This window comes from Streptomyces sp. NPDC045026 (assembly GCF_056432625.1).
The window spans coordinates 246,149-269,869 of sequence record NZ_JBWKIS010000007.1 but is presented as its reverse complement, the minus strand read 5'-3'; the positions used below and the strand labels follow the sequence as shown (position 1 = coordinate 269,869).

Here is a 23,721-nt window from a genome sequence, read left to right as displayed (position 1 = left end):
GCGTGGGGGATACGGGGGATGCGGGGGGGGGGTGTGCTTTTTGTGGGGGGCTACAGGCCGCGCGCGTCGAGCCACGCGGCGATCCGGTCGAAGGTGCGGGGTGCCGAACGGGCCATCGTGGCGTAGTGCCCGGCCCCCGGGATGTCGATGAGGTCGGTGTCGGCCCCGGTGAACAGGCGCCGGTGCGCGGCGCCCCCGGTGACGCGGGCGTCGTCGTCGCCGTACAGCATCAGGACCGGCACCTTGATGTCGCGGAGGTGGTCCAAGTCCGTGAACACGGAGTCGAGTTGGGATGTCATGTCGCCGCAGGGGTGGCGGTTCTGGTGTGGGGTCGCGGCGTCCATGACCGGCGCTCCGTGTCGTGGAAGTTGCCGCGGCGGAACTGGTCGGGGCCCAGGTCGTAGTAGACGTAGCCGCTCGGGTCCGAGGGCTTCCGGCTCGGTGAACCACCCGCCATGCAGCTCTGGAGGGCGCTGAAGAAGCGGGTGTTGGCCTCCGGGGTGAGGCCGCGGTCTGTCCAGTCCATGATCATCAGCCCGTCGATCCCGCCGAACGAGTAGGCCTCGATCTGGACGATCTGCCCGCCGTTGGACTGGCCCGACAAGGTCACCGTGTCGAAACGGGTGGCCTTGGCCGCACCCTTGGCCGTCTCCCCGCCGGTCTTGGCCGGCTCCTGCGGCTTTCCGCCGACGGTGTACGTCCCCGCACGCAACTGCCGCACGACCTGGTGCGCGATGTCCGCCTCGGCGCCGATACAGGTGCCGAAGCCGTCCGGGCGGTCGCTGGCGCCGTAGCCCAGCCGGTCGAGGGTGAGGGAGGCGTGGCCGCGCTCGGCGAGCTCCTCGGCGTAGTGGTAGCCGGGCACGTCGAGGCGCCAGTACCACTCGCCCGCGGCGATGCCGTGCTGATAGAGGGTGATCGCCTTCTTCTTGCCGTCTCCGGACCCCGAGAGCACGGACGAGGGCGCCGTCAGGTGGCCGCGCACCCGGTACTTCCCGCTGTCCGTGCGGCAGCCCGTCTTGCTGCGGTTGGTGTTGCGTACGGAGAAGGAGACCGGGACATCCGTGATGCCTGCCTTGGCCATACGTGCCGCGGTCGCCTCGCGGGCGGCGGCTGCCTCGGCCGGCGTCGGCACGGACGATGTGGCCGAGGCGGACCTCCCCGCCTTCCCGGGGGCCTCGGATGCGTCGGACGACGTGGTCGCGGCCACCGGACTCGCGAGCAGGACAACTGCCGCGCCGAGCAAGGCGATCCGCTGGGTGACGCTTCTGCGCTGCTCGCTCATCCGCCGCTCATCTCTCGTGCGGTGCCGCCGGCGCCGGCCGCGGCAGGCAGTTGCCCCTGCGCGCGGTGCCACGCCGCCTGGTCGGCGATGGTCTGCTTCAACGGGCGGAATACGGCGGCCAGTTCACGTCCCGACCGGGCGGACGACACCCGGCGGTGGTGTCCTTCGAGCAGCACCCGCATGCCGGTCCGGGTCGCCACCGGCTGCCGGCCGCGCATCTTCGCCTGCCACTCCAGGATCGAGGCGAGCGGTACGGCGGCCGCCGGGGGCAGCTTGCGGGGCACCGTTCCGGTGCCGGTGGCCCGGACCACGGCCGCGCAGATGTCGTGCAGCGGATGCCAGGTGCCCCCCGCGATGTAGCGGCGGCCCGAGGCCCCGCGCGCGGCGGCGGCGACACACACGGCCGCCACGTCGCGGGCGTCCACGACGTGGTTGCCCGCCGTGGGCAGCGCCTTGATCTCGCCGCGCGCCACCGCGAGGAAGAGCCGTCCGGCGGAGGTGGGGCCCGCGTCTCCGGGACCCCACATCCAGCCGGGCAGCACGAGCGGTACGCGCAGCCCGTGTTCCTTGGTGAAGGCGGCGATCATCTGCTCGGCGCGGATCTTGCTGGAGCGGTAGTGGTTGTCCTGGTCCGGGGCGCCGTTGGGGGTGCCCTCGTCGCCGGGGGACTGCGCGTCGCCGCCGCCGAGCACGGCGATCGAGCTGGTGTGCACGACGGCGGGCACCCCGGCGTGCACCGCCGCCTTGAGCAGGTCCTCCACCGCCTGCACGTTCGTGCGGTACAGCAGCTCCAGGTCGTGGCCCGGCTGGTAGTACTCGCGGAAGTACGCGGCCGTGTGGATGACGGCGTCGGCACCGCGCAGGTCGCCCGCGTAGCTGGTGATGTCGGTGACGTCTCCGGCGACGAGACGCAGTGCGGGGTGGCGGGGCAGCAGGGTGCGGGCGCGCTCGGCGTCCCGTACGACCGCGGTCACCTCGGTGCCGTCGGCGAGGAGCCGCTCGACGACGGCGTTGCCGAGCAGGCCGGTGGCCCCGGTGACCACGACCGAGCGAAGGCTCGTGGGTTCAGTGGGAGGCGGCGTGCCGCTCATGCGACGTCCTTTCAGGGAGATTCGAAGGGGGAGGGGAGTCCGGCTCATCGCGCAGCGCGAACCGCTGGTGGGCGCGGCGCAGTGGCCTCGGCGCCCACCAGGCGCGGCGGCCGAGCAGGCGCAGCACCGCGGGGACGAGCAGCGTGCGGACGACGAGGGCGTCCACCAGGACGGCGAGGGCGACGCCGAAGCCGAGCATCTTGGTGTTGGTGATCCGCGAGAGCCCGATGGAGACGAAGACCACGCTGAGCACCACGGCAGCCGCGGTGATCAGGCCGCCGGTGGTGCGCATGCCGTGGACGACCGCCGAACGGTGGTCGCCGGTGCGGTCGAAGTCCTCCTTGATCCGGGCGACCAGGAACACGCCGTAGTCCATGGACAGGCCGAACGCGACGCAGAACATGAGGACCGGCAGCGTCGTCTCCACGTCCCCGGTCGCGGTGAAGGCGAGCGGGGACGAGAGGTGGCCGTCCTGGAAGACCCACACGACCGCGCCGAACATGGCGGTCAGGCTCAGGGCGTTGAGCGCGACGGTCAGCAGCGGAAGGAGGACGCTCCCGGTGAGCAGGAAGACCAGGAGGAGCGTCGCGAGCAGGACGAATCCGAGGGCGGGGGCCAGGCCCCGGCCGATGGCTGCCTTGCTGTCCACCAAGGACGCCGCGGGACCGCCCACCCACGCCCCGTCGGACGCGGACGCGCCGCGCAGGGACTCGACCAGCCGCTGATGGGCGGCGGACGTCGCGGCGGTGTGGTCCTCGGAGACGACCGTCAGGAGGGTGTGGCCGGAGGTCCTGCGCGAGGAGTCGGCAGGGGTCGGTATCTCCGACCGGTGGCCCGCGCGGTAGGTGCCGTCCGACGACTCGACGCGGGTGACCCCGTCGAGCGCGGACAGCTTTCCCGCGATCCGCCCCGCCGTGGCCCGTGCTTCGGCGCGGGACGCGCCTGCCGTGCGCAACAGCACGGGCACCGAGCCGTCGGGGGTGTCGTCGAAGTCGTCGCGAATGCTGTCCTGGACGGCCCGGGCCTCGCTGGTCGCGGGCAGCTGGCGCTGGTCCGCGGTCCCGAACCGGGCGCCGAGGAACGGCAGTCCGAGGACCAGGAGCAGCCCGGTCACCGCGACGGTGACCAGCGGCGCGCGGCGCATCACGGCCGCGGTGAGCCGGCCCTTCGAGGCCGGCGTCCGGCCGTCCTCACGGCGTCGGCGTACCTGCCAGGCATCGATGCGCCGCCCGAGCAGCACGAGCACCGCGGGCAGCACCGTCAGGGCGGTGACCGAGGCGACGAGGACCACGCTGATACCCGCGTAGGCGAGGGAGCGCAGGAAGTACAGCGGGAAGACCAGCATCGCCGAGAGCGCCACGGCGACGGTCAGCGCGGAGAACAGGACGGTGCGGCCCGCGGTGCGCACGGTGCGCAGGGCCGCGGCCGCGGGCTCGGCCCCCGTGCCCAGCTCCTCGCGGAATCTGCGGACGATCAGCAGGGCGTAGTCGATGGCGAGTCCCAGGCCGAGCGCCGTGGTGAGGTTCTGCGCGAACACCGACACCTCGGTGAACGAGGTGACCACCCGCAGCAGCGCGCCCGTCCCGAGGACGGTGGCCAGACCCACCAGGACCGGCAGCGCCGCGGCGACCACCCCGCCGAAGACCCAGACGAGCACGAGGAGGGTGAGCGGCAGGGCGATGAGTTCGGAGCGGGTCAGATCCTCGGCGACGGTGCTCTCGATCTCGTCCTGTACGGCGAGCGCGCCGGAGATCCGTACGGTCAGATCCCCCTGCGTGCCGCGGAAGTCCGGTGCCAGGCGCTTCAGTTCGGCTCTCGCCCGGTCGTCGCCGCCTTCGATGCGGGCGGCGATCACGGCCTGTTTCCCGTCGCGGGAGCGCAGCTCCTCCAGACCGGTCTGCCAGTACGAGACGACGCCGACGACCGACTTCTCGAACGAGAGGCGTTCGGCGAGGCGCACCCCCTGCCCGGCCACCTTCCGGTCGTCGGCCTGCGCGCCCTCGGGCACGCTCACGAGGAGGACGAGATTGGGCTGCTGCTCCGGGTAGTGGTTCTCAAGGACGCGCTGCACGCGTGCCGACTCCGAACCGGGGTCGGTCGTACCGCCGTTGCTGAGCCGGTCGGGCAGGTCGGCGCCGAGCAGGACGGCGTCCAGGATCAGGATCACGGCCGCGAGCAGGAACAGCCACGGTCTGCTCACGACCCGCGTACCGAGAGCGGTGAGCCCGGGGAGCTTCCGGCTCACGCCGCACGTCCCACGGCGAGCCCGAGCACCGAGACCCCGTCCGCCAGGCGCGGCAGGTCGAGGTGCGACGACCAGGCGCCGACCGCGCCGTCGGGGCGTACGTAGATCACCAGGGGGTCCTGTCCGGGGCCGGCCAGTGAGGTCAGCCGCCGGCCGCTCTCCACGGCGCGCGCGTACGGCGCGGAGTCGCCGCCCTCGCTCGCGGGGGCGCGGCCGGTCAGGAACAGGACGTCCGTCTGCCCCGCCACCGCGGAGCGGGCCGCGAGGTCGGCGGCCTGGCGGGCCGTCCGCTCGCCGTCCACCGTGTCGGCGCCGTTCTGGAGGACCAGGAGAGTGTGCCGGCCGGCGGCGAGGAGCTCGTGCAGGGAGGTCGCCAGGGTGCCGGACAGCACCTGCCAGCGGGTGTCGGGCAGCCGGAGGCCGGGGCGCAGGGCGCTCTTGGCGCCGCGTGCGTTCTTGCCGGCGGGCGCCGGGAGCCGGCCGGGGACCGCGGGGCTCGACTCGAGGCCGGGGTCCAGCTGGGCGAGGTCGGGGACCATCTTGCGGTCGAGGGCGCCGGTCGCGGACGCCACCTTCAGGACGGCGTCGCGAAGGACCCGCTTGGGGCCTTCGCGGAGCATCCACAGCTTGGTCTGGCGGTCGGAGTTGCGCAGCGCCCGCAGCGCCGCGGGGCGCCGCTCGGCCTCGTAGCTGTCGAGCAGCGCCGGGTCCGCGCCACGCGACACGGCGGCCAGTTTCCAGCCCAGGTTGAAGCCGTCCTGCACCCCGGTGTTGAGGCCCTGCCCACCGGCCGGGCTGTGGCAGTGCGCGGCGTCACCGGCGAGGAAGACCGGCCCCGAGCGGAAGGCGTCGGCGACCCTCGTGTGGACCCGGAAGGTGGAGCGCCACCAGGTGGAGCGGAGCGTCCAGCCGCGCGGGCCGCGGGCGGTGAGCAGCTCCTGGAGGTCGTCGTCGGACAGTGGACGCACCTCACCGGTGGCGTCCCGGTCGAAGAACACGCGGTGTCCGCCGCCGGGCAGCGGAACGACGACGAGGACCCCTTCCGGGGTGAGGTGGTACTGCGCCTCGTCCTTGGGCAGGTTCCCGCTGAACTCGCCGTCGCCGAGCAGGAAGTCGCGGGCGTACGTACTGCCCTGGAACGCGATCCCGGTGGCCGCCCGCACCTTGCTGTGCGTGCCGTCCGCGCCCACCAGCCAGCGCGGCGCGAGCAGGGCGGGGGCGCTCTGGCCGGGCGGCTCGACCGTGACGGAGACGGATCCCTCCACGCTGTCACCGATGAGCCGGACGTCGGTGAGTTCGGTGTTCCACTCGACCTGGCCGCCGAGCTCCAGGAGCCGCTGGTACAGGACGCTCTCGGTGACCGACTGGGGTACGCACAGCGGGCGGGGGAACGCGGTGTCGGCGAGCGAGCCGAAGCGGACCTGCCCGGCCCGCTTGCCGCCCGACCAGTAGGACGCGCCCGAGAGCGGCAGAGACCGGTTGACCAGACACTCCGCCGCGTCGATGCGCTTGAGCACCTCGAGCGCGCCACTCCACAGGATCAGCGCCTTGGGTTCGCTCGCGGGGCCCTTCCTGCGGTCGACGACCCTGCACTCCACGCCGTGCCGGAGCAGGGTGCAGGCGGTGGTCAGGCCCGTCGGGCCGGCTCCCACGATCAGTACGGTGTCGTCGCGCTGCCGCTTCATGCCAGGCTCCTGGGGTGGTAGGCACCGCGGGAGCGGAGCAGCGCGGCGATCTGGTCGATCGCCTCGTTGGTGGTGGTGAAGTGGACGGCGAGCATGCCGAGGTCCGAGGCGGTGGCGCAGTTCTCCTCGAGGTCGTCGAGGAAGACGCACTCCTGCGCGGCAGCCGGGAGGCGTTCGAGGAGCCGCCGGTAGATCAGCGGGTCGGGCTTGCGCACGCCCTCGGCGGATGAGTCGACGACCGTGTCGAAGAGCTCGTCGACGGGGAACTGGGCCCGCCAGCGCGGGCCCCACTCGGCCACGTTGTTGGTGAGCAGGGCGGTGCGGTACCCCACCGAGTGCAGGGAGCGCACGAAGGCGACGAGCCGGTCGTTGACGGTCCGGCCCCGGAACCAGACCTCCCCGAACTCCAGCCCGTCCAGCAGGTGTTCACCCTTCCCGTCGGGCAGCTCGGCCAGGACCCTGCCGACCATCTCCGCCTCGGTGCACAGGGCGGTCTCCAGGTCGGCCATCGGGCTGCGGCCCCGGCGCGCCGTGGCTTTCGCGAAGGCGTCCTGCAGCTCGGTCACGGGCAGGCCGACGGCGCGCGCGAAGGCCGCGAACGTCTCGTGCAGCGGATTGGTCAGGACCCCGCCGTAGTCGACGACGAAGGTGGTCAGCGCGGGCGACGTCACTGCGCCACCTCAAGGCGGAACGAGGCGACGACGCGGTCCTGCTGGACGACCTCGACCACGACCGGCACGACGAGGGTGCCGAGCGTCTCGCTGAGCCGGAACTGCTCGACGCTCGCCACCGCCTGGGCGCGCAGATCGAGTTCGGCGAACTCCTGGAAGCCCGCGTCGAGCGCGGCCACCTGGAGGCCCCCGGCCGAGATGGAGTGCAGCGAGGCGACGGAGGCGGCGGCGAGCTGCCGGGCCGCCTCCAGGAGGAGGTTGCCGGGGATGTGGTCGAGCTGGTGGTCGAAGAGGTGCGGGTGGGTCGTGTCGGAGAGCACGGTGGCGGCGAGCGTGCTCGGGCCCGCGGGCTGCGGCTGGGTGATCACCACGTTGTACGGGTCCCGGCGGCCCACCGACTCCGGCTCCGCGGCCACGTGCGTGGGCAGTACGCCGATCTGACCCGCCAGGGCCTCGCGGCGACGGGCGCGCAGGGCGCGGTAGACGGTGCGTGAGAAGAAGGCGAGGCCGCCGCTGAAGTGCAGGACGACCTTGCCCTCGATGGTGAACGTGCCGGTGAAGTCCAGGGCCTGCACCCGGCCGTTGCGCTTGCGCTGCGGGTCGACGGTGAAGGTGACCACGGCTCTGGCCGGGCGGTCGCCGGTGCGTACGGCGGACAGGTCCTGCATCCGTATGCGCAGGTGGCGGAAGATGAACGACTCGTCGAGGCCCACGTTCTCGTAGGTGTGGGCGAGGAACACCCCGCCCTGGCGCAGGACTTCGACCAGGAGCAGGAAGTCGTGGGTGCCGGAGTGCTCGGCCATGATGTGCGCGCGCGGCAGCTGCGCCGCCACCTCGTAGGTGTCCTCCCGGCCGGCCACCGGACGGGAGTCGGTGAGGAACACCTCGGCGATCGCGGCGCGGTGCACGGCGGCACGCGAGACGGTGCTGTCGTAGCTGAGTACGGAACGGATCTGCTGGTCCTGCGGTGCGGGGCCGGTCATCGGTTCTCCAAGCGTGAGAGCGGGACCGGATCACCTTGATGCAAGCGGTTTGACCAAACGTTGGTCGAAGCGCTGGAAGGACCGCTGAACGGCTGGCTGATTCCCCCAGGATTGGGAGCACGTCAAGAGGTCGCGCAGAGTGATGTGTTTCGCAACTGGGCTTTGTCCGCCGGGAACTGGCCGGTAATGCCTAGATTGGCGCTTGGCGAGTTCGCGGGCGCGACGTCGTTGTCATGGGGGAGAGATGTCAGGAGTGCTGCTGCGTGGACGTGGATCCGAGGGTGACGGGCAGGATCCGTCGAGGATGGCGATCCGCCTCTTCGGCCCGCTCCAGGTCGCCCGCGGCCCGGAGCCGTTAGAACTGGGGGCGCCCAAGCAACGGGCGCTCCTCGCCGTGCTGCTCCTGCGGCCGGGCTTGGAGACGGGCGTGGACCAGCTGATCGAGGCGCTGTGGGGCGGGGAGTATCCGGCGTACGCGAAGAATCTGATCCAGAAATCCGTCTCGGGCCTGCGCGGCCTGCTCGCGCCCGGCCCGGCCACGGGCGGAGGCGTCCTGATCGAATGGTCGGGAGGCGGCTACCGCCTCGATGTCGGCGACGCGGAGGTGGACCTCTACGTCTACGAAAGGCTCGCGGCGGCCGGCATCGCGGCGGCCCGGGGCGGCGAGATCCTCAAGGCCGCCGGGCTCCTCGACCAGGCCCGCACCATGTCGACGGGGCCACTGGTCGAAGGCCTCGAGGGGCCGATGATGGAGCGCGAGCGGCTCTACCGCCAGGAGCGGTTCCTCGCGGACATGGAAGTGCTCGCCGAGCTGGAACTGGAACTCGGCCGACACCGCTACGCCGTACCGCTGCTGCACTACGCGGTGCACAAGTACCCGCTGCGCGAGCGCTTCGTCTGGCTCCTGATGCTCGCGCTCTACCGCTCGGACCGTGGCAACGAGGCGCTGGTCGTGTACGCCGACCACCGCGCCCGTGTCGTCGAGGAACTGGGCGCCGAGCCGGGCCCCGCGCTGCGCGCGCTGCACGCCCGACTGCTGCTCCAGGACCCGCAGTTGATGCTTCTGTCCACCGTGCGGGAGGACGGCGACGCGGCGCCGTCCCTCTCTTCGGAGCCCGCGCCACGGCTGCCCCTCACGCGCCGGGTCCCGTTCGGCTAGATCTCCGGCCGCCCGCGATGGGCGGCCCACTCCGGGGCGAGGATCGACATCAGCGTCTCGTCGTACCACTCGCCGTCCCGCAGCATCGACTGCCGGGCCACGCCCTCTTCGATGAAGCCCACCTTCTCGTAGACGCGGCGGGCCCGGTGGTTGTGGCTGAACAGGTCCAGGGCGACGCGGTGCAGGCCGAGGCGCTCGAAGCCGTGGCCGACGATGAGACGCACCGCCTCCGTGCCGATGCCCCGGCCGCGGCCCGCGGGGCCGACGAGGGTGCGGAAGGTGCAGCTGCGGTGGCCCGGGTCCCAGTCGTACAGGACGACCTCACCGACGAGTCGGTCCGTGGCGCGGTCGGTCACCGCGAGGTCGAGGCGGTCGGGCTGCGCGGAGCGTGAGCCGTACCAGGCGCGCAGGGACTCACGCGTGAGGTCGTTCGGTGAGTCGCCGGTGAAGCGGCGTACCTCCGGGTCGTCGATGATCTCGGCCATCGTGTCCGCGTCGGCGGCGGTGAACGGCCGCAGGACGGTCTTCTCGCCGGTCAGCACCGGCTTGACGGAGAAGCCGGCGGCCAGGGGTTCTTGGGTCATCCGGGGATTGTCCGGAGTGCCGGCCGCGCGCGGCAATCGAATAACGCGGGCGCCGCCCCGCACGGTGGCATGCGTGCGGGGCGGCGCCGTCGTCCGGATGGCGGTTTTCGGGTCATTCCCTGAGTCCGCGGTTACGGGGGCGGGAGGCGACCCAGGCGCGGACGGTGTCCTCGTACCAGTACGGCTTTCCCGACTCCACGTGGTCCGGCGGGGGCAGCAGACCGTGCTTGCGGTACGAGCGCACGGTGTCCGGCTGGACCCGGATGTGCGCGGCGATGTCCTTGTACGACCAGAGCCTTCGGTCGCTCATGAGTGGCTCCTTGCTGCGGGTGCCGCAGCGGCGACCCGGGGGTGGCCGTCGGGGGAGCTGCGGCGCGAACGCTGGCGATCAGTCAGCCTGTGCCCGGACAACGACCCACCCAGAGCCAAGGCGAGGGGCTGTCGACGGGGTGTGACGCAAGACCCGCGTATACGGGACATGTGTGACAGGAAGGGGGTGTTTGTGACGCGAGTGACGCATTGGCGGCGCGTGGACGGCGCGTGCGGCGCTTGCGCGGGCGTCCGTCACCGGTGGCCCGCCGGTCCCCCTACACCCCGCACGACCTCAGATAGCCCCGGGTGCGGCGGGCGACGGGCAGCGGACGGTCCGGCTCGCACGGATACATGTCCTGCTCGACGATCGCGAAGAGATCGACGTCCAGACGCTGCGCCGCCGCGATGACGGGCTCCAGCGCGGGCTCCCCGGCCGGGGGTTCGCACATCACGCCGCGCGCCACGGCGGGCCCGAACGGGATCCCGCCCGCGCGGACCTCGGCGAGCACGGCCGGGTCGACCTGCTTGAGGTGGAGGTAGCCGATGCGTTCGCCGTACGTCTCGATGAGCTTGACGCTGTCGCCCCCGCAGTACGCGTAGTGGCCCGTGTCGAGACAGAGGGAGACGAGATCCTGGTCGGTGGAGTCGAGGAAACGGGCGACGTTCTCCTCGCTGTCGATGTGGGTGTCGGCGTGCGGGTGGACGACGATCCGCAGGCCGTACCGCTCGCGGACCTCGTGGGCGAGCCGCTCGGTCTGCGTGGTCAGGTCGCGCCACTGCGCCGCCGTGAGCGAGGAGTCCTCGATGACCTCGCCCGTCTTGTCGTCGCGCCAGAACGCGGGGATGACGACGAGATGCCCGGCGCCGGTCGCGCGCGTGAGTTCGGCGATCGCCGAGACGTGTTCCCAGGTCGCGTCCCAGACGCCGGGGCCGCGGTGCAGGCCCGTGAAGACCGTGCCCGCCGAGACCTTCAGACCGCGCTGCCGCGTCTCGCGCGCGAGCACGTCCGGGTCGGTCGGCAGATAGCCGTACGGGCCGAGCTCGATCCACTCGTAGCCCGCCTCGGTGACCTCGTCGAGGAAGCGCCGCCAGGGAACTTGGCGGGGGTCGTCGGGGAACCACACGCCCCAGGAGTCGGGTGCCGAGCCGATGCGGATGCGGGGTGACATCGTCGTCATGGAACCAGCCTTCAGGGCCCCGGAGACGGGTGTCAAGACGTGGTCCGAATGTCCGGACAAAATGTTGACAGGGTCTTGAGGCAGGGCTAGACCTGAGCCTGAGACCGCCGAAGGGGGCGCGTGCCCCGCCGAAGGGAATCCGTATGCAGCCCAGTCCCGGCGAGCCGTACGACGTGATCACGATGGGCCGGATCGGCGTGGACCTCTACCCGTTGCAGGCCGGCGTGCCGCTGGCGGACGTGGACACCTTCGGGAAGTTCCTGGGCGGGTCGTCGTCGAACGTCGCGGTCGCCGCGGCCCGGCTCGGGCGCCGCACCGCGACCGTCACCCGCACCGGAGCCGACCCCTTCGGGGAGTATCTGCACCGGCAGCTGAGGGAGTTCGGCGTCGACGACCGCTGGGTCACGCCCGTCCCGGGCCTGCCGACGCCCGTCACGTTCTGCGAGGTCTTCCCGCCGGACGACTTCCCGATCTACTTCTACCGCCTGCCCAAGGCGCCCGACCTGGAGATCCGCACCGCCGAACTCGACCTGGACGCCATCAGGGCGGCCCGCGTGTTCTGGATGACGGGGACCGGGCTGAGCCAGGAGCCGAGCCGCTCGGCGACCCTGGCCGCGCTGGCGCACCGGGCGAAGGCGGGCATCACCGTCTTCGACCTCGACTGGCGCCCGGCGCTCTGGGGAGACGCGGCCTGGCCCGATCCGGGCGCGGCCCGTCCCCTCTACGCCGAGGCCCTGCGCCACACCACCGTCGCCGTCGGCAACATCGAAGAGGTCGAGATCGCCACCGGCGAGCGCGAACCGTCCGCGGCGGCACGGGCGTTGCTCGCCGCCGGGGTCCGCCTCGCCGTCGTCAAGCAAGGACCCAAGGGCGTACTCGCCATGAGTGATGACGGCAGTTACGCGGAGGTGCCGCCGCTGCCCGTCGACGTCCTCAACGGGCTCGGCGCGGGGGACGCGTTCGGCGGCGCCCTGTGTCATGGACTGCTCGCAGGCTGGGAGTTGGAGAAGATCATGCGGTACGCGAACGCGGCGGGCGCGATCGTCGCGTCTCGTCTGGAGTGCTCGTCGGCGATGCCCACCCGCGACGAGGTCGAGGCCGCACTCACGGCAGGAGAGGTCCGATGAGCCGGGCAGGCAAGGTCGGCGGGAGCAGCCCCGGACATGTTCCCGCGCGGGACGGCCGGGACGGCCGGGACGGCCGGGACATGAGCGTCGATCCCCTGAAGCTGGTGCGGCTGCGGGCCCACCACCCCGAGGCCGTCGCCGAGGCCGCGGCGCGGCGGGCGCGCAGGCCGCTGCTCGCGCAGGAGACCGGGCGCCTGCTGATCGTCGCCGCCGACCACCCCGCGCGCGGCGCCCTCGCAGTGGGGGAGCGGCCCTTCGCCATGGCCGACCGCGCCGACCTCCTCGGACGCCTCTGCCTCGCCCTGTCGCGGCCCGGAGTCGACGGGGTGCTCGCCACCGCCGACATCCTCGACGACCTGCTCCTGCTCGGCGCGCTGGAGAACAAGATCGTCCTCGGTTCGATGAACCGCGGCGGCCTCGCCGGGGCCTCCTTCGAGCTCGACGACCGTTTCACCGGACACCGGCCCGCCGACCTGCACCGGCTGCGGTTCGACGCCGGCAAGCTCCTCCTTCGCATCGACTACGAGGACCCGGGCTCCCTGCGCACCATGGAGTCCGCCGCCCGAGCAGTCGACGAGATGGCGGAGCTTCGCCTGCCGGTGTTCGTCGAGCCGTTCCTGTGCCGCAGGGACCCGGCGCGCGGGACCCTGCGCAGCGACCTGAGCGCCGACGCCGTCACCACGTCCATCGCCATCGCCTCCGGCCTCGGCGGCAGCTCCGCGTACACCTGGCTCAAGGTGCCCGTCACGGACAACCCCGACGACATGGCGCGCGTCATGGAGACCTCGACGCTGCCCGCGGTGCTGCTCGGCGGCGATGTGGGGGACGACCAGGACGCGGCGTACGAGAAGTGGCGGCACGCGCTCCAACTTCCCACCGTGCAGGGCCTGGTGGTGGGGCGCTCGCTGCTGTACCCGGCCGACGGGGATGTGGCGGGCGCGGTCGACACCGCCGCGTCGCTGCTGTAGGAGGGGACGGTGACGAACGTGAGGGACCCTCTGAACCCGTACCTGCCCCGGGGGAGCGCCGCCGACGGGCCGTACGCCCTGGCCGTCGGCCCGGAGCGGGCCGGCTGGTCCCGCGCGGGGCTGCGAGTGATCGAACTGAGGCCCGGACAAACGCACGATCTGGACACCGGCACGAGTGAATGGATCGTGCTGCCCCTGACAGGTGGTTGCACGGTCCACACGGAAGGCCGGATCATCGAACTGCTGGGCCGGGAGAGCGTGTTCGGCGAGGTCAGCGACTTCGCGTACGTGCCCCGCGACGCCCATGCGCAGATCGCCTCCGGCGCGGGAGGCCGCTTCGCCCTGGCAGGAGCGAAGTGCGAGCGTAAGCTCCCCGCCCGCTACGGCCCCGCGCCGGAGGTTCCCGTCGAGCACCGCGGCTCCGGCACCAGCGCCCGCCAGGTGCGCAACTTCGCGTCCGCGGACGCCTTCGCCTGCGACCAGCTCATCGCCGTCGAGGTGATCACGCCGGGCGGCAACTGGTCCTCGTACCCGCCCCACAAGCACGACGAGCACCGGCCGGGCATCGAGACGGAGCTGGAGGAGATCTACTACTTCGAGATCGAGGGGCCCGGCGGGTACGGGTACCAGCGCGTCTCGCCGTCCCGGCCCGGCGGCACCGACCTGCTCGCCGAGGTCCGTACGGGCGACGCGGTCCTCGTCCCCGACGGGTGGCACGGCCCGTCGATCGCGCAGCCGGGACACACGATGTACTACCTGAACGTGATGGCGGGACCGGGCGAGGAGCGCGAGTGGCGGATCTGCTTCCACCCGGATCACCTGACGGAGGGATACCGATGACGCGGCTCACCACAGCACAGGCCCTCGTGCGGTTCCTGTCCCGGCAGTACACCGAGCGCGACGGCGAGCGGCGCCGCCTGATCGACGCGACCTGGGGCATCTTCGGGCACGGGAACGTGGCCGGGATCGGCCAGGCCCTCCTGGAGTACGCCGACGACATGCCCTACCACCAGGGCCGCAACGAGCAGGCCATGGTGCACGCGGCCGTCGGCTTCGCCCGGCAGAGCGGCCGGCTCGCCGCGCAGGCCGTGACCACGTCGATCGGGCCCGGCGCCACCAACCTCGTCACCGGCGCCGCCCTCGCCACCATCAACCACCTGCCCGTCCTGCTGCTGCCCGGCGACACCTTCGCGACCCGGCCCGCCGACCCCGTGCTCCAGCAGCTCGAAGTTCCTTACGCGGGTGACGTGTCCGTCAACGACTGCCTGCGCCCCGTCTCCCGCTACTTCGACCGGATCACCCGGCCCGAGGCACTGATCCCGGCGGCCCTCGCCGCGATGCGGGTCCTCGCCGACCCGGTCGACACGGGCGCGGTCACCCTTGCGCTGCCGCAGGACGTGCAGGCCGAGGCGTACGACTGGCCCGACGCCTTCTTCGAGGAGCGGGTGTGGGGCGTGCGCAGGCCCGCGCCCGACGCGCGCGAGCTGGACGAGGCGGTCCGCGCGGTGCGCGCCGCGCGCAGGCCGCTGCTCGTCGCGGGCGGCGGCGTCCACCACAGCCGGGCCGAGGAGGCGCTGAAGGAGTTCGCCGACGCGACCGGGATCCCCGTCGCCTCCACCCAGGCCGGCAAGGGCTCCCTGCGCTGGGACCATCCGTCGGACGTCGGCGGCATCGGCCACACCGGCACCGCGCCCGCGAACGAACTCGCCCGCACCGCCGACCTCGTCATCGGCGTCGGCACCCGCTACACCGACTTCACGACCGCGTCCGGCACGCTCTTCGGTGACGGCCGCGTGCGCTTCCTCAACCTCAACATCGCGGCCTTCGACAGCCACAAGATGGCGGGCCTGCCACTGGTCGCGGACGCCCGCACCGGCCTGGAGGAGCTCACGGCCGGTCTGCGCGGCCACCGCGCGGAGCCCTCCTACGTCATGGAGTACACCGACGACAAGGAGCGCTGGGAGTACCGCGTCGACGCGTGTTTCACGGCCGACGACGACCTGGTGCACCCGACCCAGCCGCAGGTGCTCGGCGCGCTCGACGGCCTCGTCACCGAGGACGACATCCTGATCAACGCGGCCGGTTCGCTCCCCGGCGACCTGCACAAACTGTGGCGGGCCCGGTCCCGTGACCAGTACCACGTCGAGTACGGCTACTCCTGCATGGGCTACGAGATCCCGGCCGCGATCGGCGTCGCGCTCGCCGCGCCGGGGCGGCCCGTGTGGGCGCTCGTCGGCGACGGCACGTATCTGATGATGCCGACCGAGATCGTCACCGCCGTCCAGGAGAACATCCCGGTCAAAGTGGTCCTCCTGCAGAACCACGGGTACGCGTCCATCGGCGGGCTCTCGGCCTCGGTGGGCGGCGAGGGGTTCGGCACCGGCTACCGCTTCCCGGCCGCCGACGGCACGTACACGGGCGCTCCGCTGCCCGTCGACCTCGCGGCCAACGCGGCCAGCCTCGGCATGACGGTGCTGCGCGCGAAAACCGTCCGTGATCTGCGGGAAGCCCTCGCGGCGGCGCGCGCGGCGGACGGTCCCACATGTGTCTACGTGGAGACCGAAACGGCAGACACAGTGTCGGGCGCGCCCCCCGCGCAGGCGTGGTGGGATGTGCCCGTGGCCGAGACAGCGACCCGACCGTCGGCGGTCAAGGCCCGCGAGGAGTACGACCGGCGCGTCACCGCTCGACGCCACCGGCTGTGAAAGAACGTGAACGACCCGAAACACCCGTAGGACCCCAAAGGAGCTTGCCCTCATGACGACCGACGTCAAGACCGTCAACCACTGGATCGGCGGGAAGACCGTCGAGGGTGTCTCGGGCAATTACGGCCCGGTCACCGACCCCGCGACCGGCGCTGTCACGACGCAGGTCGCCTACGCCGGCGTCGACGACGTCGACGCCGCGGTCGCCTCGGCCAAGGCCGCGTACGCGACGTGGGGCACCTCGTCCCTCGCCAAGCGCACCGCGATCCTCTTCAAGTTCCGCGCGCTGCTCGACGCCAATCGCGACGCGATCGCCGAGCTGATCACCGCCGAGCACGGCAAGGTCCACTCGGACGCCCTCGGCGAGGTCGCCCGCGGCCTGGAGATCGTGGACCTGGCCTGCGGCATCACCGTGCAGCTGAAGGGCGAGCTGTCCACCGAGGTCGCCTCGCGCGTCGACGTCTCCTCGATCCGCCAGCCGCTCGGCGTCGTCGCCGGCATCACGCCGTTCAACTTCCCGGCCATGGTGCCGATGTGGATGTTCCCGCTCGCCATCGCGTGCGGCAACACCTTCGTGCTGAAGCCGTCGGAGAAGGACCCCTCGGCGTCCATGAAGATCGCCGAGCTGCTCTCCGAGGCCGGCCTGCCCGACGGCGTCTTCAACGTCCTGCACGGTGACAAGGTCGCCGTGGACCGCCTCCTGGAGCACCCGGACGTCTCGGCCGTGTCCTTCGTGGGCTCGACCCCGATCGCGCGCCACATCCACACCACCGCCTCCGCCAACGGCAAGCGCGTGCAGGCGCTCGGCGGCGCCAAGAACCACATGCTGGTCCTGCCCGACGCCGACCTGGACGCAGCCGCCGACGCCGCCGTCTCCGCCGCGTACGGCTCCGCGGGTGAGCGCTGCATGGCCATCTCGGCCGTCGTGGCCGTGGGCTCCGTCGCCGACGAGCTCGTCGCGAAGATCAAGGACCGCGCCGAGAAGATCAAGATCGGTCCGGGCAGCGACCCGACCTCGGAGATGGGCCCGCTCATCACCGCCGCGCACCGCGACAAGGTGGCCTCCTACGTCACCGGCGCCGCGGCCGAGGGCTGCGAGGTCGTCCTCGACGGCACTGGCTTGCGCGTAGAGGGGCACGAGAACGGCCACTGGATCGGCCTCTCCCTGCTCGACCGCGTCCCCACGACCGCCAAGGCCTACCGGGACGAGATCTTCGGCCCGGTCCTGTGCGTCCTGCGCGTCGACACGTACGAGGAGGGCGTGGCGCTCATGAACGCCTCGCCGTTCGGCAACGGCACCGCGATCTTCACCCGGGACGGCGGCGCCGCCCGCCGCTTCCAGCTGGAGATCGAGGCGGGCATGGTCGGCGTGAACGTGCCGATCCCGGTGCCGGTGGGCTACCACTCCTTCGGTGGCTGGAAGGACTCGCTCTTCGGCGACCACCACATCTACGGCAACGACGGCACGCACTTCTACACCCGCGGCAAGGTCGTCACCACGCGCTGGCCCGACCCGTCCGACGCCCCCGCGGGCGTGGACCTGGGCTTCCCGCGCAACCACTGAGGTCCACAGCAGCACCAGGTGCCCCGGCCGCTGTGCAGCGCGGCCGGGGCACCTCTGTATGAGCCGTACATGCCCACGGCGCCGGGAAGGTGTCCGGAGTGCGGACGAATTCCGACGGACTTCGGAGCCGGGGCTGCGGTTCCCGTACGTAGGGGATGTATCGGGTGTCCCAGCCGACATCCTCTGTTCACCTGGGAAAGCAAGGTCATTAATCCGGGCCACCTGATGGAACCCATCTGGTGTGGCGAACCGGCTTGGAAGTGACCGTAGTTGGATCAAGAGTCCGGTGCGGAATCCGCAGCTAAACGGCCGTTGACGTTCCGGATTTCGCACGGTGCAATGACGCGCCGGGAGCGGACGAAAACCCCACCGCGACAGCCCTTCGGAGGCGATAGCGCTCCCGGCCCGAGTATCAGCAACATCTGCCGCACGAGTCGATCGGAACCGCTCCCCATGTCCGACACGCTTCGCACCAGCCCCACGACCGTCACCGAGGAGCCCCTCGCGCCCCTCGGCAACACGGCCAGTCCCCAGAAGCTCAAGCGTTCCATCGGCGTCGTCGGCGGCACCCTGCTCACGCTCTCGTGCGTGACGCCCGCCTCCACGCTCTTCGTGGTCGTCCCCGACCTCTTCTCCTCGCTCGGCACCGCCACCGCCCTCACCATCGGGATCGGCTCGCTGCTCTGCATAGCCGTCGCGTTCTGCTACTCGGAGCTGGGCACCCTCATCCCCAGCGCGGGCGGCGAGTACGCCATGGTGTCGACGCTCGCGGGCCGCCTCGCCGGCTGGCTCGTCTTCGTGCTCTCGCTGCTCGTGGTCGTGATCGTGCCGCCCGTCATCGCGATGGGCACCGCGGACTACCTCGCCCCGCTCGTGCACCTGCCCGCCGCCGGCGCCGGAGCGGGCGTCATGCTCCTCGCCACCCTCGCGGGCCTGCTCGACCTGCGCGCCAACGCCTGGATCACCGGCATCTTCCTCGTCCTCGAGGTCATCGCCGCCGGAGTCGTCGCCGTCCTCGGCTTCTCGCACTCCGAGCGCGGCGCCGGATCCCTCGTCGACCTGCACGTCACCGGGGCGGGCGGCCACACCGACACCGTCACCGCGATGCTGATCATCTCCGGGCTCGCCATCGCCCTCTTCATCACGCAGGGCTTCTCGACCGCGGTCTACCTCTCCGAGGAGCTGGAGAACCCGCGCCGCAACGTGGCCCGCACGGTGCTCGCGACCCTGGCCATCTCCACCGTGATCATCCTGGTCCCGGTCATCGCCATCACCATGGGCGCCCCCGACCTCGCCGCCCTCACCAGCGGCAACATCAGCGGCATGGTCGAGGCCTGGTCCAACTCCGCCGTCGGCACGTTCGTCAGCCTCTGCGTCGCCCTCGCGATCATCAACGCGGGCATCGTCATGGTCATCCAGAACTCCCGCGTCCTGTTCGCCTCGGCCCGCGACAAGTCCTGGCCCGAGCCGGTCAACAACGCCCTCTCCAAGCTCGGCCGCTTCGGCTCCCCCTGGGTCGCGACCCTCGTCGTGGGCGTGCCCGGCGCGGCCCTCTGCTTCGTCAACCTCGACACCCTGTACGGCGTGACCGGCGTCTCCGTCACCGGCATGTACCTCCTGGTCGCCGTTGCCGCGCTGCTCGCCCGCCGCGGCTCCCACCGCGACCAGCCGGCCTGGCGCATGCCGCTGTGGCCCGCGGTCCCGGTGGTCCTGATCGCCGTACTCGCCTACATCCTCAGCCAGCAGGAGGTCACCTACCTGCTGTGGACCGGCGGCATCACCGCCGTCGCCACCCTCTACTGGGCGCTCTACCTGCGCCCGCGCAAGGACACCCGCTGGCTGGTGTCGATCCCCGAGGACGCGCAGGCCTGAGCATCACCCGGGCTCGGCTCGCACGAACGACCACTCGAGGACGGCGCACCCACCGCCGTCCTCGCCGCCCGCGCCGCGATACGTCGCGAGCGCGGGCTCGTTGTCGGTGTCCACGCCGACCCACATCCCGTAACAGCCCCGCTCCCTGGCCAGCGCCGCCAGCGCCTCGACCAGGGCGCGGCCGATGCCGCGGCGCCGGTACGCCTCGGCCACCGACAGCTCGTACAGGAACATCTCCACGCCCTTGTCCGGGTGGACCGTCTCGACACCGCTGACGAAGCCCACGGGCCCGCCGTCGTCCTCGTAGGCCAGGAAGAGGTGGTGGCCCGGGGTCCGGAGGAAGCGGGCCGACGCCTCGGGAAGGGCCGGCCCGTCGAACAGGGGCCCTGCGGCGGTCAGTTCGTCGACGGTGCGCGCACGGCGGATCTCGCGTTTCGGCATGACGCTTCGTACCACGAGCGGTGTACGCGGGGGCGGGACCCTACTCCCCAGGGAGGTCCGGCGGTTCAGCCCGGGGGCTGCCTCCGTTGTCGGCGGTCGCCCGTACCGTTGACGCATGGATCTACGACTGACCGGTCCGCGGGCCAGGCCGCGGCGGTGGGCGGCCGCCGCCGCTGCCGTCGTGGTGCTCGCGGGCGCCGGTACGTGGACGGCCGCCTCGGCCGCCTCGGACGACGCGCCCTCAGTGCAGCGCCGCGACGCGGTGATGGACACGGGCGGAGCCAGGATCGACACGTCGTACTTCACGACGCCCGGATCCGAGCGCCGCCCCGCCGTCCTGCTCGCCCACGGCTTCGGCGGCAGCAAGGACGACCTGCGCGCCCAGGCCGAGGGCCTCGCCCGCGACGGATACGCCGTGCTGACCTGGTCGGCGCGCGGCTTCGGCCGCTCCACCGGAAAGATCGGGCTCAACGACCCGAAGGGCGAGGTCGCCGACGCGTCCAAGCTCATCGACTGGCTGGCGAAGCGCCCCGAGGTGCAGCTCGACAAGAAGGGTGACCCGCGCGTCGGCGTCACCGGCGCCTCGTACGGCGGCGCGGTCTCGCTGCTCGCCGCCGGGTACGACGACCGGGTCGACGCCATCGCCCCGCAGATCACGTACTGGAACCTCGCCGACGCGCTGTTCCCCCAGGGCGTCTACAAGAAGCTCTGGGCCGGGCTGTTCATCAACACGGGCGGCGGCTGCGACCGGTTCGAGCCGCAGCTGTGCCGCATGTACGAGCGGGTCGCCGAGGCCGGGAAGCCCGACGCCGCGGCCCGCACGCTCCTCGAAGAGCGCTCGCCCGTCGCCGTCGGCAAGCACATCAAGGTGCCCACGCTCCTGATGCAGGGCCAGACCGACTCCCTGTTCCCGCTCGGCCAGGCCGACGCCGCCGCCAAGGCGATCCGGGCCAACGGCGCGCCCGTCGACGTCGACTGGATCGCCGGCGGGCACGACGGCGGCGACCGCGAGACCGGGCGCGTCGAGGCGCGCGTCGACTCCTGGTTCGACCGCTATCTGAAGGACGACAAGACGGCCGACACCGGCCCCGCCTTCCGCGTCACCCGCACCGGAGGCATCGACTCCACCGACGGCGCCGCCCAGCTGCGCGGCGCGAGCGGCGACAGGTACCCGGGCCTCGAGAACGACCCGCGGCGCGTGCCCCTGACCGGGCGCGAGCAGCGCGTCGACAACCCCGCGGGCGCCAGCCCGCCCGCCATCTCGAACCTGCCGGGGCTGGGAGGCGGTGGCGGCGGCGGACTCGGCCAGCTGTCCTCCCTGGGCGTCGGCCTCTCCCTCGACTTCCCCGGGCAGTTCGCCCGGTTCGACTCGGCGCCCCTGCGCGACGACCTGCGCGTCACCGGGTCCCCGACCGTGACGGTGCACGTCGCGTCCGACAGCGACGACGCCGTCCTGTTCGGCAAGGTGTACGACGTCGCGCCGGGCGGCGGGTCCCGGCCGGTCCTCCCCTCCCAACTCGTCTCACCCATAAGGGTGGTGGGCTCCGGAGCCGGTGGCGGCAAGGACGTCACCCTCACACTCCCCGCCATCGACCACGACGTGCAGAAGGGCCACCGGCTGCGCCTCGTCCTGTCCTCCACCGACCTCGGCTACGCGTCCCCGGCGCACCCCGCCACGTACACCGTCTCCCTCAAGAGTCCGCTGTCCGTGCCCACCGCACCCGCCGTTCGGACGGCCGCGGCGCCGCTGCCCGCCTGGGTGTGGTGGCTGCCCCTCGCGGGCGTCCTGGCGGCGCTCGCCCTGCTGCTCACCGGCCGCCGCCGCGCGAGCGCCGGGGCCCCCGACCCGGACCTCGCCGAAGTCCCGCTCCAGATCACCGACCTGAGCAAGAAGTACGCGAAGTCCGCCGACCGGTACGCGGTCCGTGACCTGTCCTTCCGGGTGGAGAAGGGCCAGGTCCTCGGCCTCCTCGGGCCGAACGGCGCGGGCAAGACCACGACCCTGCGCATGCTGATGGGCCTCATCAGGCCCGACGGCGGCGAGATCCGCGTCTTCGGGCACGCCATCAGGCCGGGTGCGCCGGTCCTGTCGCGGGTCGGCGCCTTCGTCGAGGGCGCGGGCTTCCTGCCGCACCTGTCGGGGCGCGAGAACCTGGAGCTGTACTGGGCCGCCACGGGCCGCCCCGCCGAGGACGCCCACCTGGGCGAGGCGCTGGAGATCGCTGGGCTCGGCGACGCCCTGGCCCGCGCCGTGCGCACCTACTCGCAGGGCATGCGCCAGCGCCTGGCCATCGCGCAGGCCATGCTGGGCCTGCCCGACCTCCTCATCCTCGACGAGCCGACGAACGGGCTCGACCCGCCCCAGATCCGCGAGATGCGCGAGGTCATGATCCGGTACGCCGCCGCGGGCCGCACGGTCATCGTCTCCAGCCATCTCCTCGCCGAGGTCGAGCAGACCTGTACGCACCTGGTGGTCATGGACCGCGGTCGGCTGGTGCAGGCGGGACCGGTCGCCGACATCATCGGCTCCGGCGACACGCTCCTGGTCGGCCTCGCGACGGACGTCTCCGACGCACTGGTGGAGAAGGTGGGGGCGCTGCCCGACGTGGAGTCGGCAGCCCGTGCGGACGGCGGACTCCTGGTCCGTCTCGCCGCCCCCGCGCACGCGGGCGTCCCGGCGGCGGTTCCGGCGGCTGTCGCCACGGAGAATGCGGCGGCGGCACCGGAGGACCCGGCGCCGTCCGCGGCCCTCATGCCGCCCGCGCCCGATCGGGAGATGGCCGCCGCCAGACTCCTCGCCGAGCTGGTCCGGCTGGACGTGCCGGTCGCATCCCTCGGCCCGCACCGCCGCCTCGAAGACGCGTTCCTGACCCTGATCGGAGGCGAAGCCGGATGACCGCGCTCGTCGAGCCCACCGAGGTGGCGCCCGGATACCGCGCGCGCCACACCCTGCCCCTGCGGGTCGAGGCCGTACGCCAGCTGAAGCGGCGCCGCACGCTCGTCATGGGCGCCGTCCTCGGCCTGCTGCCGTTCGTCCTGGTCGTCGCGTTCGCCATCGGCGGCGACCCGGGCGCACGCAACGGCCAGGTGACGCTGATGGACACGGCCACCGCGTCCGGCGCCAACTTCGCCGCGACGTGCCTGTTCGTCTCGGCCGGTTTCCTGCTCGTGATCCCCGTGGCCCTGTTCTGCGGTGACACGGTCGCCTCCGAGGCCGGCTGGTCCAGCCTGCGCTACCTGTTGGCGGCGCCCGTGCCCCGTACCCGCCTCCTGTGGAGCAAGCTCACCGTCGCGCTCGCCCTCAGCCTGGCCGCGATGGTCCTGCTGCCCGTCGTCGCCCTCGCGGTGGGCACGGCCGCGTACGGCTGGGGCCCGCTGGAGATCCCGACCGGCGGCGCGCTCCCCGCGGGCACGGCGGCGCAGCGCCTCCTCGTCGTGATCGCGTACGTCTTCGTGTCCCAACTGGTCACCGCGGGGCTCGCGTTCTGGCTGTCGACGAAGACGGACGCGCCGCTCGGCGCGGTCGGCGGCGCGGTCGGGCTCACCATCGTGGGCAATGTGCTCGACGCGGTGACGGCGCTGGGTGACTGGCGCGACTTCCTGCCCGCGCACTGGCAGTTCGCGTGGGCGGACGCCATCCAGCCGCGCCCGGAGTGGGGCGGGATGATCCAGGGAACGGCGGTCTCGGTAACGTACGCCGTCATCCTGTTCGCCCTGGCCTTCCGGGGATTTCGCCGCAAGGACATCGTCTCGTAGGTCTCCGGACGATCACCTTCCGGCCTCGGCGGGGCCCCTTCGTAGCCGCATCGAGATTCATCCGCAACGCCTCCGACTGCTCGTTCCGGCCGTCT

At 72.3% G+C, this 23,721-nt stretch carries 20 protein-coding genes; 9 read left to right on the top strand and 11 right to left on the bottom strand.

Features of this window, described 5'->3' with window-relative positions; all coding sequences use genetic code 11:
- Positions 1-50 precede the first annotated feature (50 nt).
- From AC07EJ_RS18355 to AC07EJ_RS18325, 7 genes are read right to left on the bottom strand one after another with little or no spacing between them, the layout of a single operon-like run.
- Positions 51-299 carry a hypothetical protein gene (locus tag AC07EJ_RS18355; protein WP_478884528.1) on the bottom strand — a complete coding sequence of 83 codons (249 nt, stop codon included), beginning with the start codon at positions 297-299 and terminating at the stop codon, positions 51-53.
- Positions 296-1,285 (bottom strand): alpha/beta hydrolase, encoded by a 990-nt coding sequence (locus tag AC07EJ_RS18350; protein WP_478884527.1) that lies wholly within the window; start codon positions 1,283-1,285, stop codon positions 296-298. The genes AC07EJ_RS18355 and AC07EJ_RS18350 overlap by 4 nt, the downstream gene beginning before the upstream one ends.
- Entirely contained in the window at positions 1,282-2,376 is a 1,095-nt protein-coding gene (locus AC07EJ_RS18345) for an NAD-dependent epimerase/dehydratase family protein (RefSeq protein ID WP_478884526.1), read from the bottom strand. The genes AC07EJ_RS18350 and AC07EJ_RS18345 overlap by 4 nt, the downstream gene beginning before the upstream one ends.
- Entirely contained in the window at positions 2,351-4,621 is a 2,271-nt protein-coding gene (locus AC07EJ_RS18340; RefSeq protein ID WP_478884525.1) for an MMPL family transporter, read from the bottom strand. The genes AC07EJ_RS18345 and AC07EJ_RS18340 overlap by 26 nt, the downstream gene beginning before the upstream one ends.
- Positions 4,618-6,306 (bottom strand): FAD-dependent monooxygenase, encoded by a 1,689-nt coding sequence (locus AC07EJ_RS18335; RefSeq protein ID WP_389477271.1) that lies wholly within the window; start codon positions 6,304-6,306, stop codon positions 4,618-4,620. The genes AC07EJ_RS18340 and AC07EJ_RS18335 overlap by 4 nt, the downstream gene beginning before the upstream one ends.
- Entirely contained in the window at positions 6,303-6,977 is a 675-nt protein-coding gene (locus tag AC07EJ_RS18330; RefSeq protein WP_389477273.1) for an HAD family hydrolase, read from the bottom strand. Before AC07EJ_RS18330 ends, AC07EJ_RS18335 begins: the two co-directional genes overlap by 4 nt.
- Complete coding sequence (locus AC07EJ_RS18325) at positions 6,974-7,960, bottom strand: ScbA/BarX family gamma-butyrolactone biosynthesis protein (protein WP_478884524.1); 987 nt, start codon at positions 7,958-7,960, stop codon at positions 6,974-6,976. Before AC07EJ_RS18325 ends, AC07EJ_RS18330 begins: the two co-directional genes overlap by 4 nt.
- 304 nt (positions 7,961-8,264) lie before the next feature.
- Here AC07EJ_RS18325 and AC07EJ_RS18320 point away from each other — a divergent pair, with 304 nt between their 5' ends.
- Positions 8,265-9,119 carry an AfsR/SARP family transcriptional regulator gene (locus tag AC07EJ_RS18320; protein WP_389477277.1) on the top strand — a complete coding sequence of 285 codons (855 nt, stop codon included), beginning with the start codon at positions 8,265-8,267 and terminating at the stop codon, positions 9,117-9,119.
- On the opposite strand, the gene AC07EJ_RS18315 is transcribed toward AC07EJ_RS18320, so the two are convergent.
- The 3 genes from AC07EJ_RS18315 to AC07EJ_RS18305 all read right to left on the bottom strand — a co-directional run bounded on the left by AC07EJ_RS18315 (position 9,116) and on the right by AC07EJ_RS18305 (position 11,193).
- Positions 9,116-9,703 carry a GNAT family N-acetyltransferase gene (locus tag AC07EJ_RS18315; RefSeq protein WP_389477279.1) on the bottom strand — a complete coding sequence of 196 codons (588 nt, stop codon included), beginning with the start codon at positions 9,701-9,703 and terminating at the stop codon, positions 9,116-9,118. The two genes, AC07EJ_RS18320 and AC07EJ_RS18315, sit on opposite strands and share 4 nt — an antisense overlap.
- Positions 9,704-9,815: 112 nt before the next feature.
- Positions 9,816-10,013, bottom strand: coding sequence for a helix-turn-helix transcriptional regulator (locus tag AC07EJ_RS18310; protein WP_389477282.1), 198 nt, complete (start codon positions 10,011-10,013; stop codon positions 9,816-9,818).
- Positions 10,014-10,290: 277 nt separating this feature from the next.
- Entirely contained in the window at positions 10,291-11,193 is a 903-nt protein-coding gene (locus tag AC07EJ_RS18305) for a sugar phosphate isomerase/epimerase family protein (protein WP_389477284.1), read from the bottom strand.
- A gap of 143 nt (positions 11,194-11,336) precedes the next feature.
- Here AC07EJ_RS18305 and iolC point away from each other — a divergent pair, with 143 nt between their 5' ends.
- From iolC to AC07EJ_RS18275, 6 genes are all read left to right on the top strand, one after another.
- Entirely contained in the window at positions 11,337-12,320 is a 984-nt protein-coding gene (gene iolC / locus AC07EJ_RS18300; protein ID WP_389477286.1) for a 5-dehydro-2-deoxygluconokinase, read from the top strand.
- A gap of 80 nt (positions 12,321-12,400) precedes the next feature.
- Complete coding sequence (locus AC07EJ_RS18295; RefSeq protein WP_389477534.1) at positions 12,401-13,288, top strand: Cgl0159 family (beta/alpha)8-fold protein; 888 nt, start codon at positions 12,401-12,403, stop codon at positions 13,286-13,288.
- A 30-nt stretch (positions 13,289-13,318) separates the two neighbouring features.
- On the top strand, positions 13,319-14,128 hold the full coding sequence (gene iolB, locus AC07EJ_RS18290) for a 5-deoxy-glucuronate isomerase (protein WP_389477536.1): 810 nt from the start codon (positions 13,319-13,321) through the stop codon (positions 14,126-14,128).
- Positions 14,125-15,993 (top strand): 3D-(3,5/4)-trihydroxycyclohexane-1,2-dione acylhydrolase (decyclizing), encoded by a 1,869-nt coding sequence (iolD, locus tag AC07EJ_RS18285; RefSeq protein WP_393582076.1) that lies wholly within the window; start codon positions 14,125-14,127, stop codon positions 15,991-15,993. Before iolB ends, iolD begins: the two co-directional genes overlap by 4 nt.
- Positions 15,994-16,045: 52 nt before the next feature.
- Positions 16,046-17,557, top strand: coding sequence for a CoA-acylating methylmalonate-semialdehyde dehydrogenase (gene mmsA / locus AC07EJ_RS18280; protein WP_478884523.1), 1,512 nt, complete (start codon positions 16,046-16,048; stop codon positions 17,555-17,557).
- A gap of 453 nt (positions 17,558-18,010) precedes the next feature.
- Positions 18,011-19,429: an APC family permease gene (locus AC07EJ_RS18275; RefSeq protein WP_393582075.1), complete on the top strand. Its 1,419-nt coding sequence runs from the start codon at positions 18,011-18,013 to the stop codon at positions 19,427-19,429.
- A 3-nt stretch (positions 19,430-19,432) separates the two neighbouring features.
- Here AC07EJ_RS18275 and AC07EJ_RS18270 read toward each other — a convergent pair whose 3' ends face one another.
- Entirely contained in the window at positions 19,433-19,870 is a 438-nt protein-coding gene (locus AC07EJ_RS18270; RefSeq protein ID WP_389477294.1) for a GNAT family N-acetyltransferase, read from the bottom strand.
- 115 nt (positions 19,871-19,985) lie between these two features.
- Between AC07EJ_RS18270 and AC07EJ_RS18265 the strand changes: the two genes are divergently transcribed.
- A complete protein-coding gene (locus tag AC07EJ_RS18265) occupies positions 19,986-22,766 on the top strand; it encodes an alpha/beta fold hydrolase (protein ID WP_478884522.1) in 2,781 nt (926 codons plus the stop codon).
- Positions 22,763-23,626, top strand: a complete 864-nt coding sequence (locus AC07EJ_RS18260; RefSeq protein ID WP_389477298.1) for an ABC transporter permease — start codon at positions 22,763-22,765, stop codon at positions 23,624-23,626. Before AC07EJ_RS18265 ends, AC07EJ_RS18260 begins: the two co-directional genes overlap by 4 nt.
- Positions 23,627-23,721: the final 95 nt, after the last annotated feature.

What these genes read in the sequence shown, in the direction of transcription:
- AC07EJ_RS18355 (WP_478884528.1), bottom strand. Translation starts at nt 299, where the DNA reads ATGACATCCCAACTCGACTCCGTGTTCACGGACTTGGACCACCTCCGC.
- AC07EJ_RS18350 (WP_478884527.1), bottom strand. Translation starts at nt 1,285, where the DNA reads ATGAGCGAGCAGCGCAGAAGCGTCACCCAGCGGATCGCCTTGCTCGGC.
- AC07EJ_RS18345 (WP_478884526.1), bottom strand. Translation starts at nt 2,376, where the DNA reads ATGAGCGGCACGCCGCCTCCCACTGAACCCACGAGCCTTCGCTCGGTC.
- AC07EJ_RS18335 (WP_389477271.1), bottom strand. Translation starts at nt 6,306, where the DNA reads ATGAAGCGGCAGCGCGACGACACCGTACTGATCGTGGGAGCCGGCCCG.
- AC07EJ_RS18325 (WP_478884524.1), bottom strand. Translation starts at nt 7,960, where the DNA reads ATGACCGGCCCCGCACCGCAGGACCAGCAGATCCGTTCCGTACTCAGC.
- AC07EJ_RS18320 (WP_389477277.1), top strand. Translation starts at nt 8,265, where the DNA reads ATGGCGATCCGCCTCTTCGGCCCGCTCCAGGTCGCCCGCGGCCCGGAG.
- AC07EJ_RS18315 (WP_389477279.1), bottom strand. Translation starts at nt 9,703, where the DNA reads ATGACCCAAGAACCCCTGGCCGCCGGCTTCTCCGTCAAGCCGGTGCTG.
- AC07EJ_RS18310 (WP_389477282.1), bottom strand. Translation starts at nt 10,013, where the DNA reads ATGAGCGACCGAAGGCTCTGGTCGTACAAGGACATCGCCGCGCACATC.
- AC07EJ_RS18305 (WP_389477284.1), bottom strand. Translation starts at nt 11,193, where the DNA reads ATGACGACGATGTCACCCCGCATCCGCATCGGCTCGGCACCCGACTCC.
- iolC (WP_389477286.1), top strand. Translation starts at nt 11,337, where the DNA reads ATGCAGCCCAGTCCCGGCGAGCCGTACGACGTGATCACGATGGGCCGG.
- AC07EJ_RS18295 (WP_389477534.1), top strand. Translation starts at nt 12,401, where the DNA reads ATGAGCGTCGATCCCCTGAAGCTGGTGCGGCTGCGGGCCCACCACCCC.
- iolD (WP_393582076.1), top strand. Translation starts at nt 14,125, where the DNA reads ATGACGCGGCTCACCACAGCACAGGCCCTCGTGCGGTTCCTGTCCCGG.
- mmsA (WP_478884523.1), top strand. Translation starts at nt 16,046, where the DNA reads ATGACGACCGACGTCAAGACCGTCAACCACTGGATCGGCGGGAAGACC.
- AC07EJ_RS18275 (WP_393582075.1), top strand. Translation starts at nt 18,011, where the DNA reads ATGTCCGACACGCTTCGCACCAGCCCCACGACCGTCACCGAGGAGCCC.
- AC07EJ_RS18270 (WP_389477294.1), bottom strand. Translation starts at nt 19,870, where the DNA reads ATGCCGAAACGCGAGATCCGCCGTGCGCGCACCGTCGACGAACTGACC.
- AC07EJ_RS18265 (WP_478884522.1), top strand. Translation starts at nt 19,986, where the DNA reads ATGGATCTACGACTGACCGGTCCGCGGGCCAGGCCGCGGCGGTGGGCG.
- AC07EJ_RS18260 (WP_389477298.1), top strand. Translation starts at nt 22,763, where the DNA reads ATGACCGCGCTCGTCGAGCCCACCGAGGTGGCGCCCGGATACCGCGCG.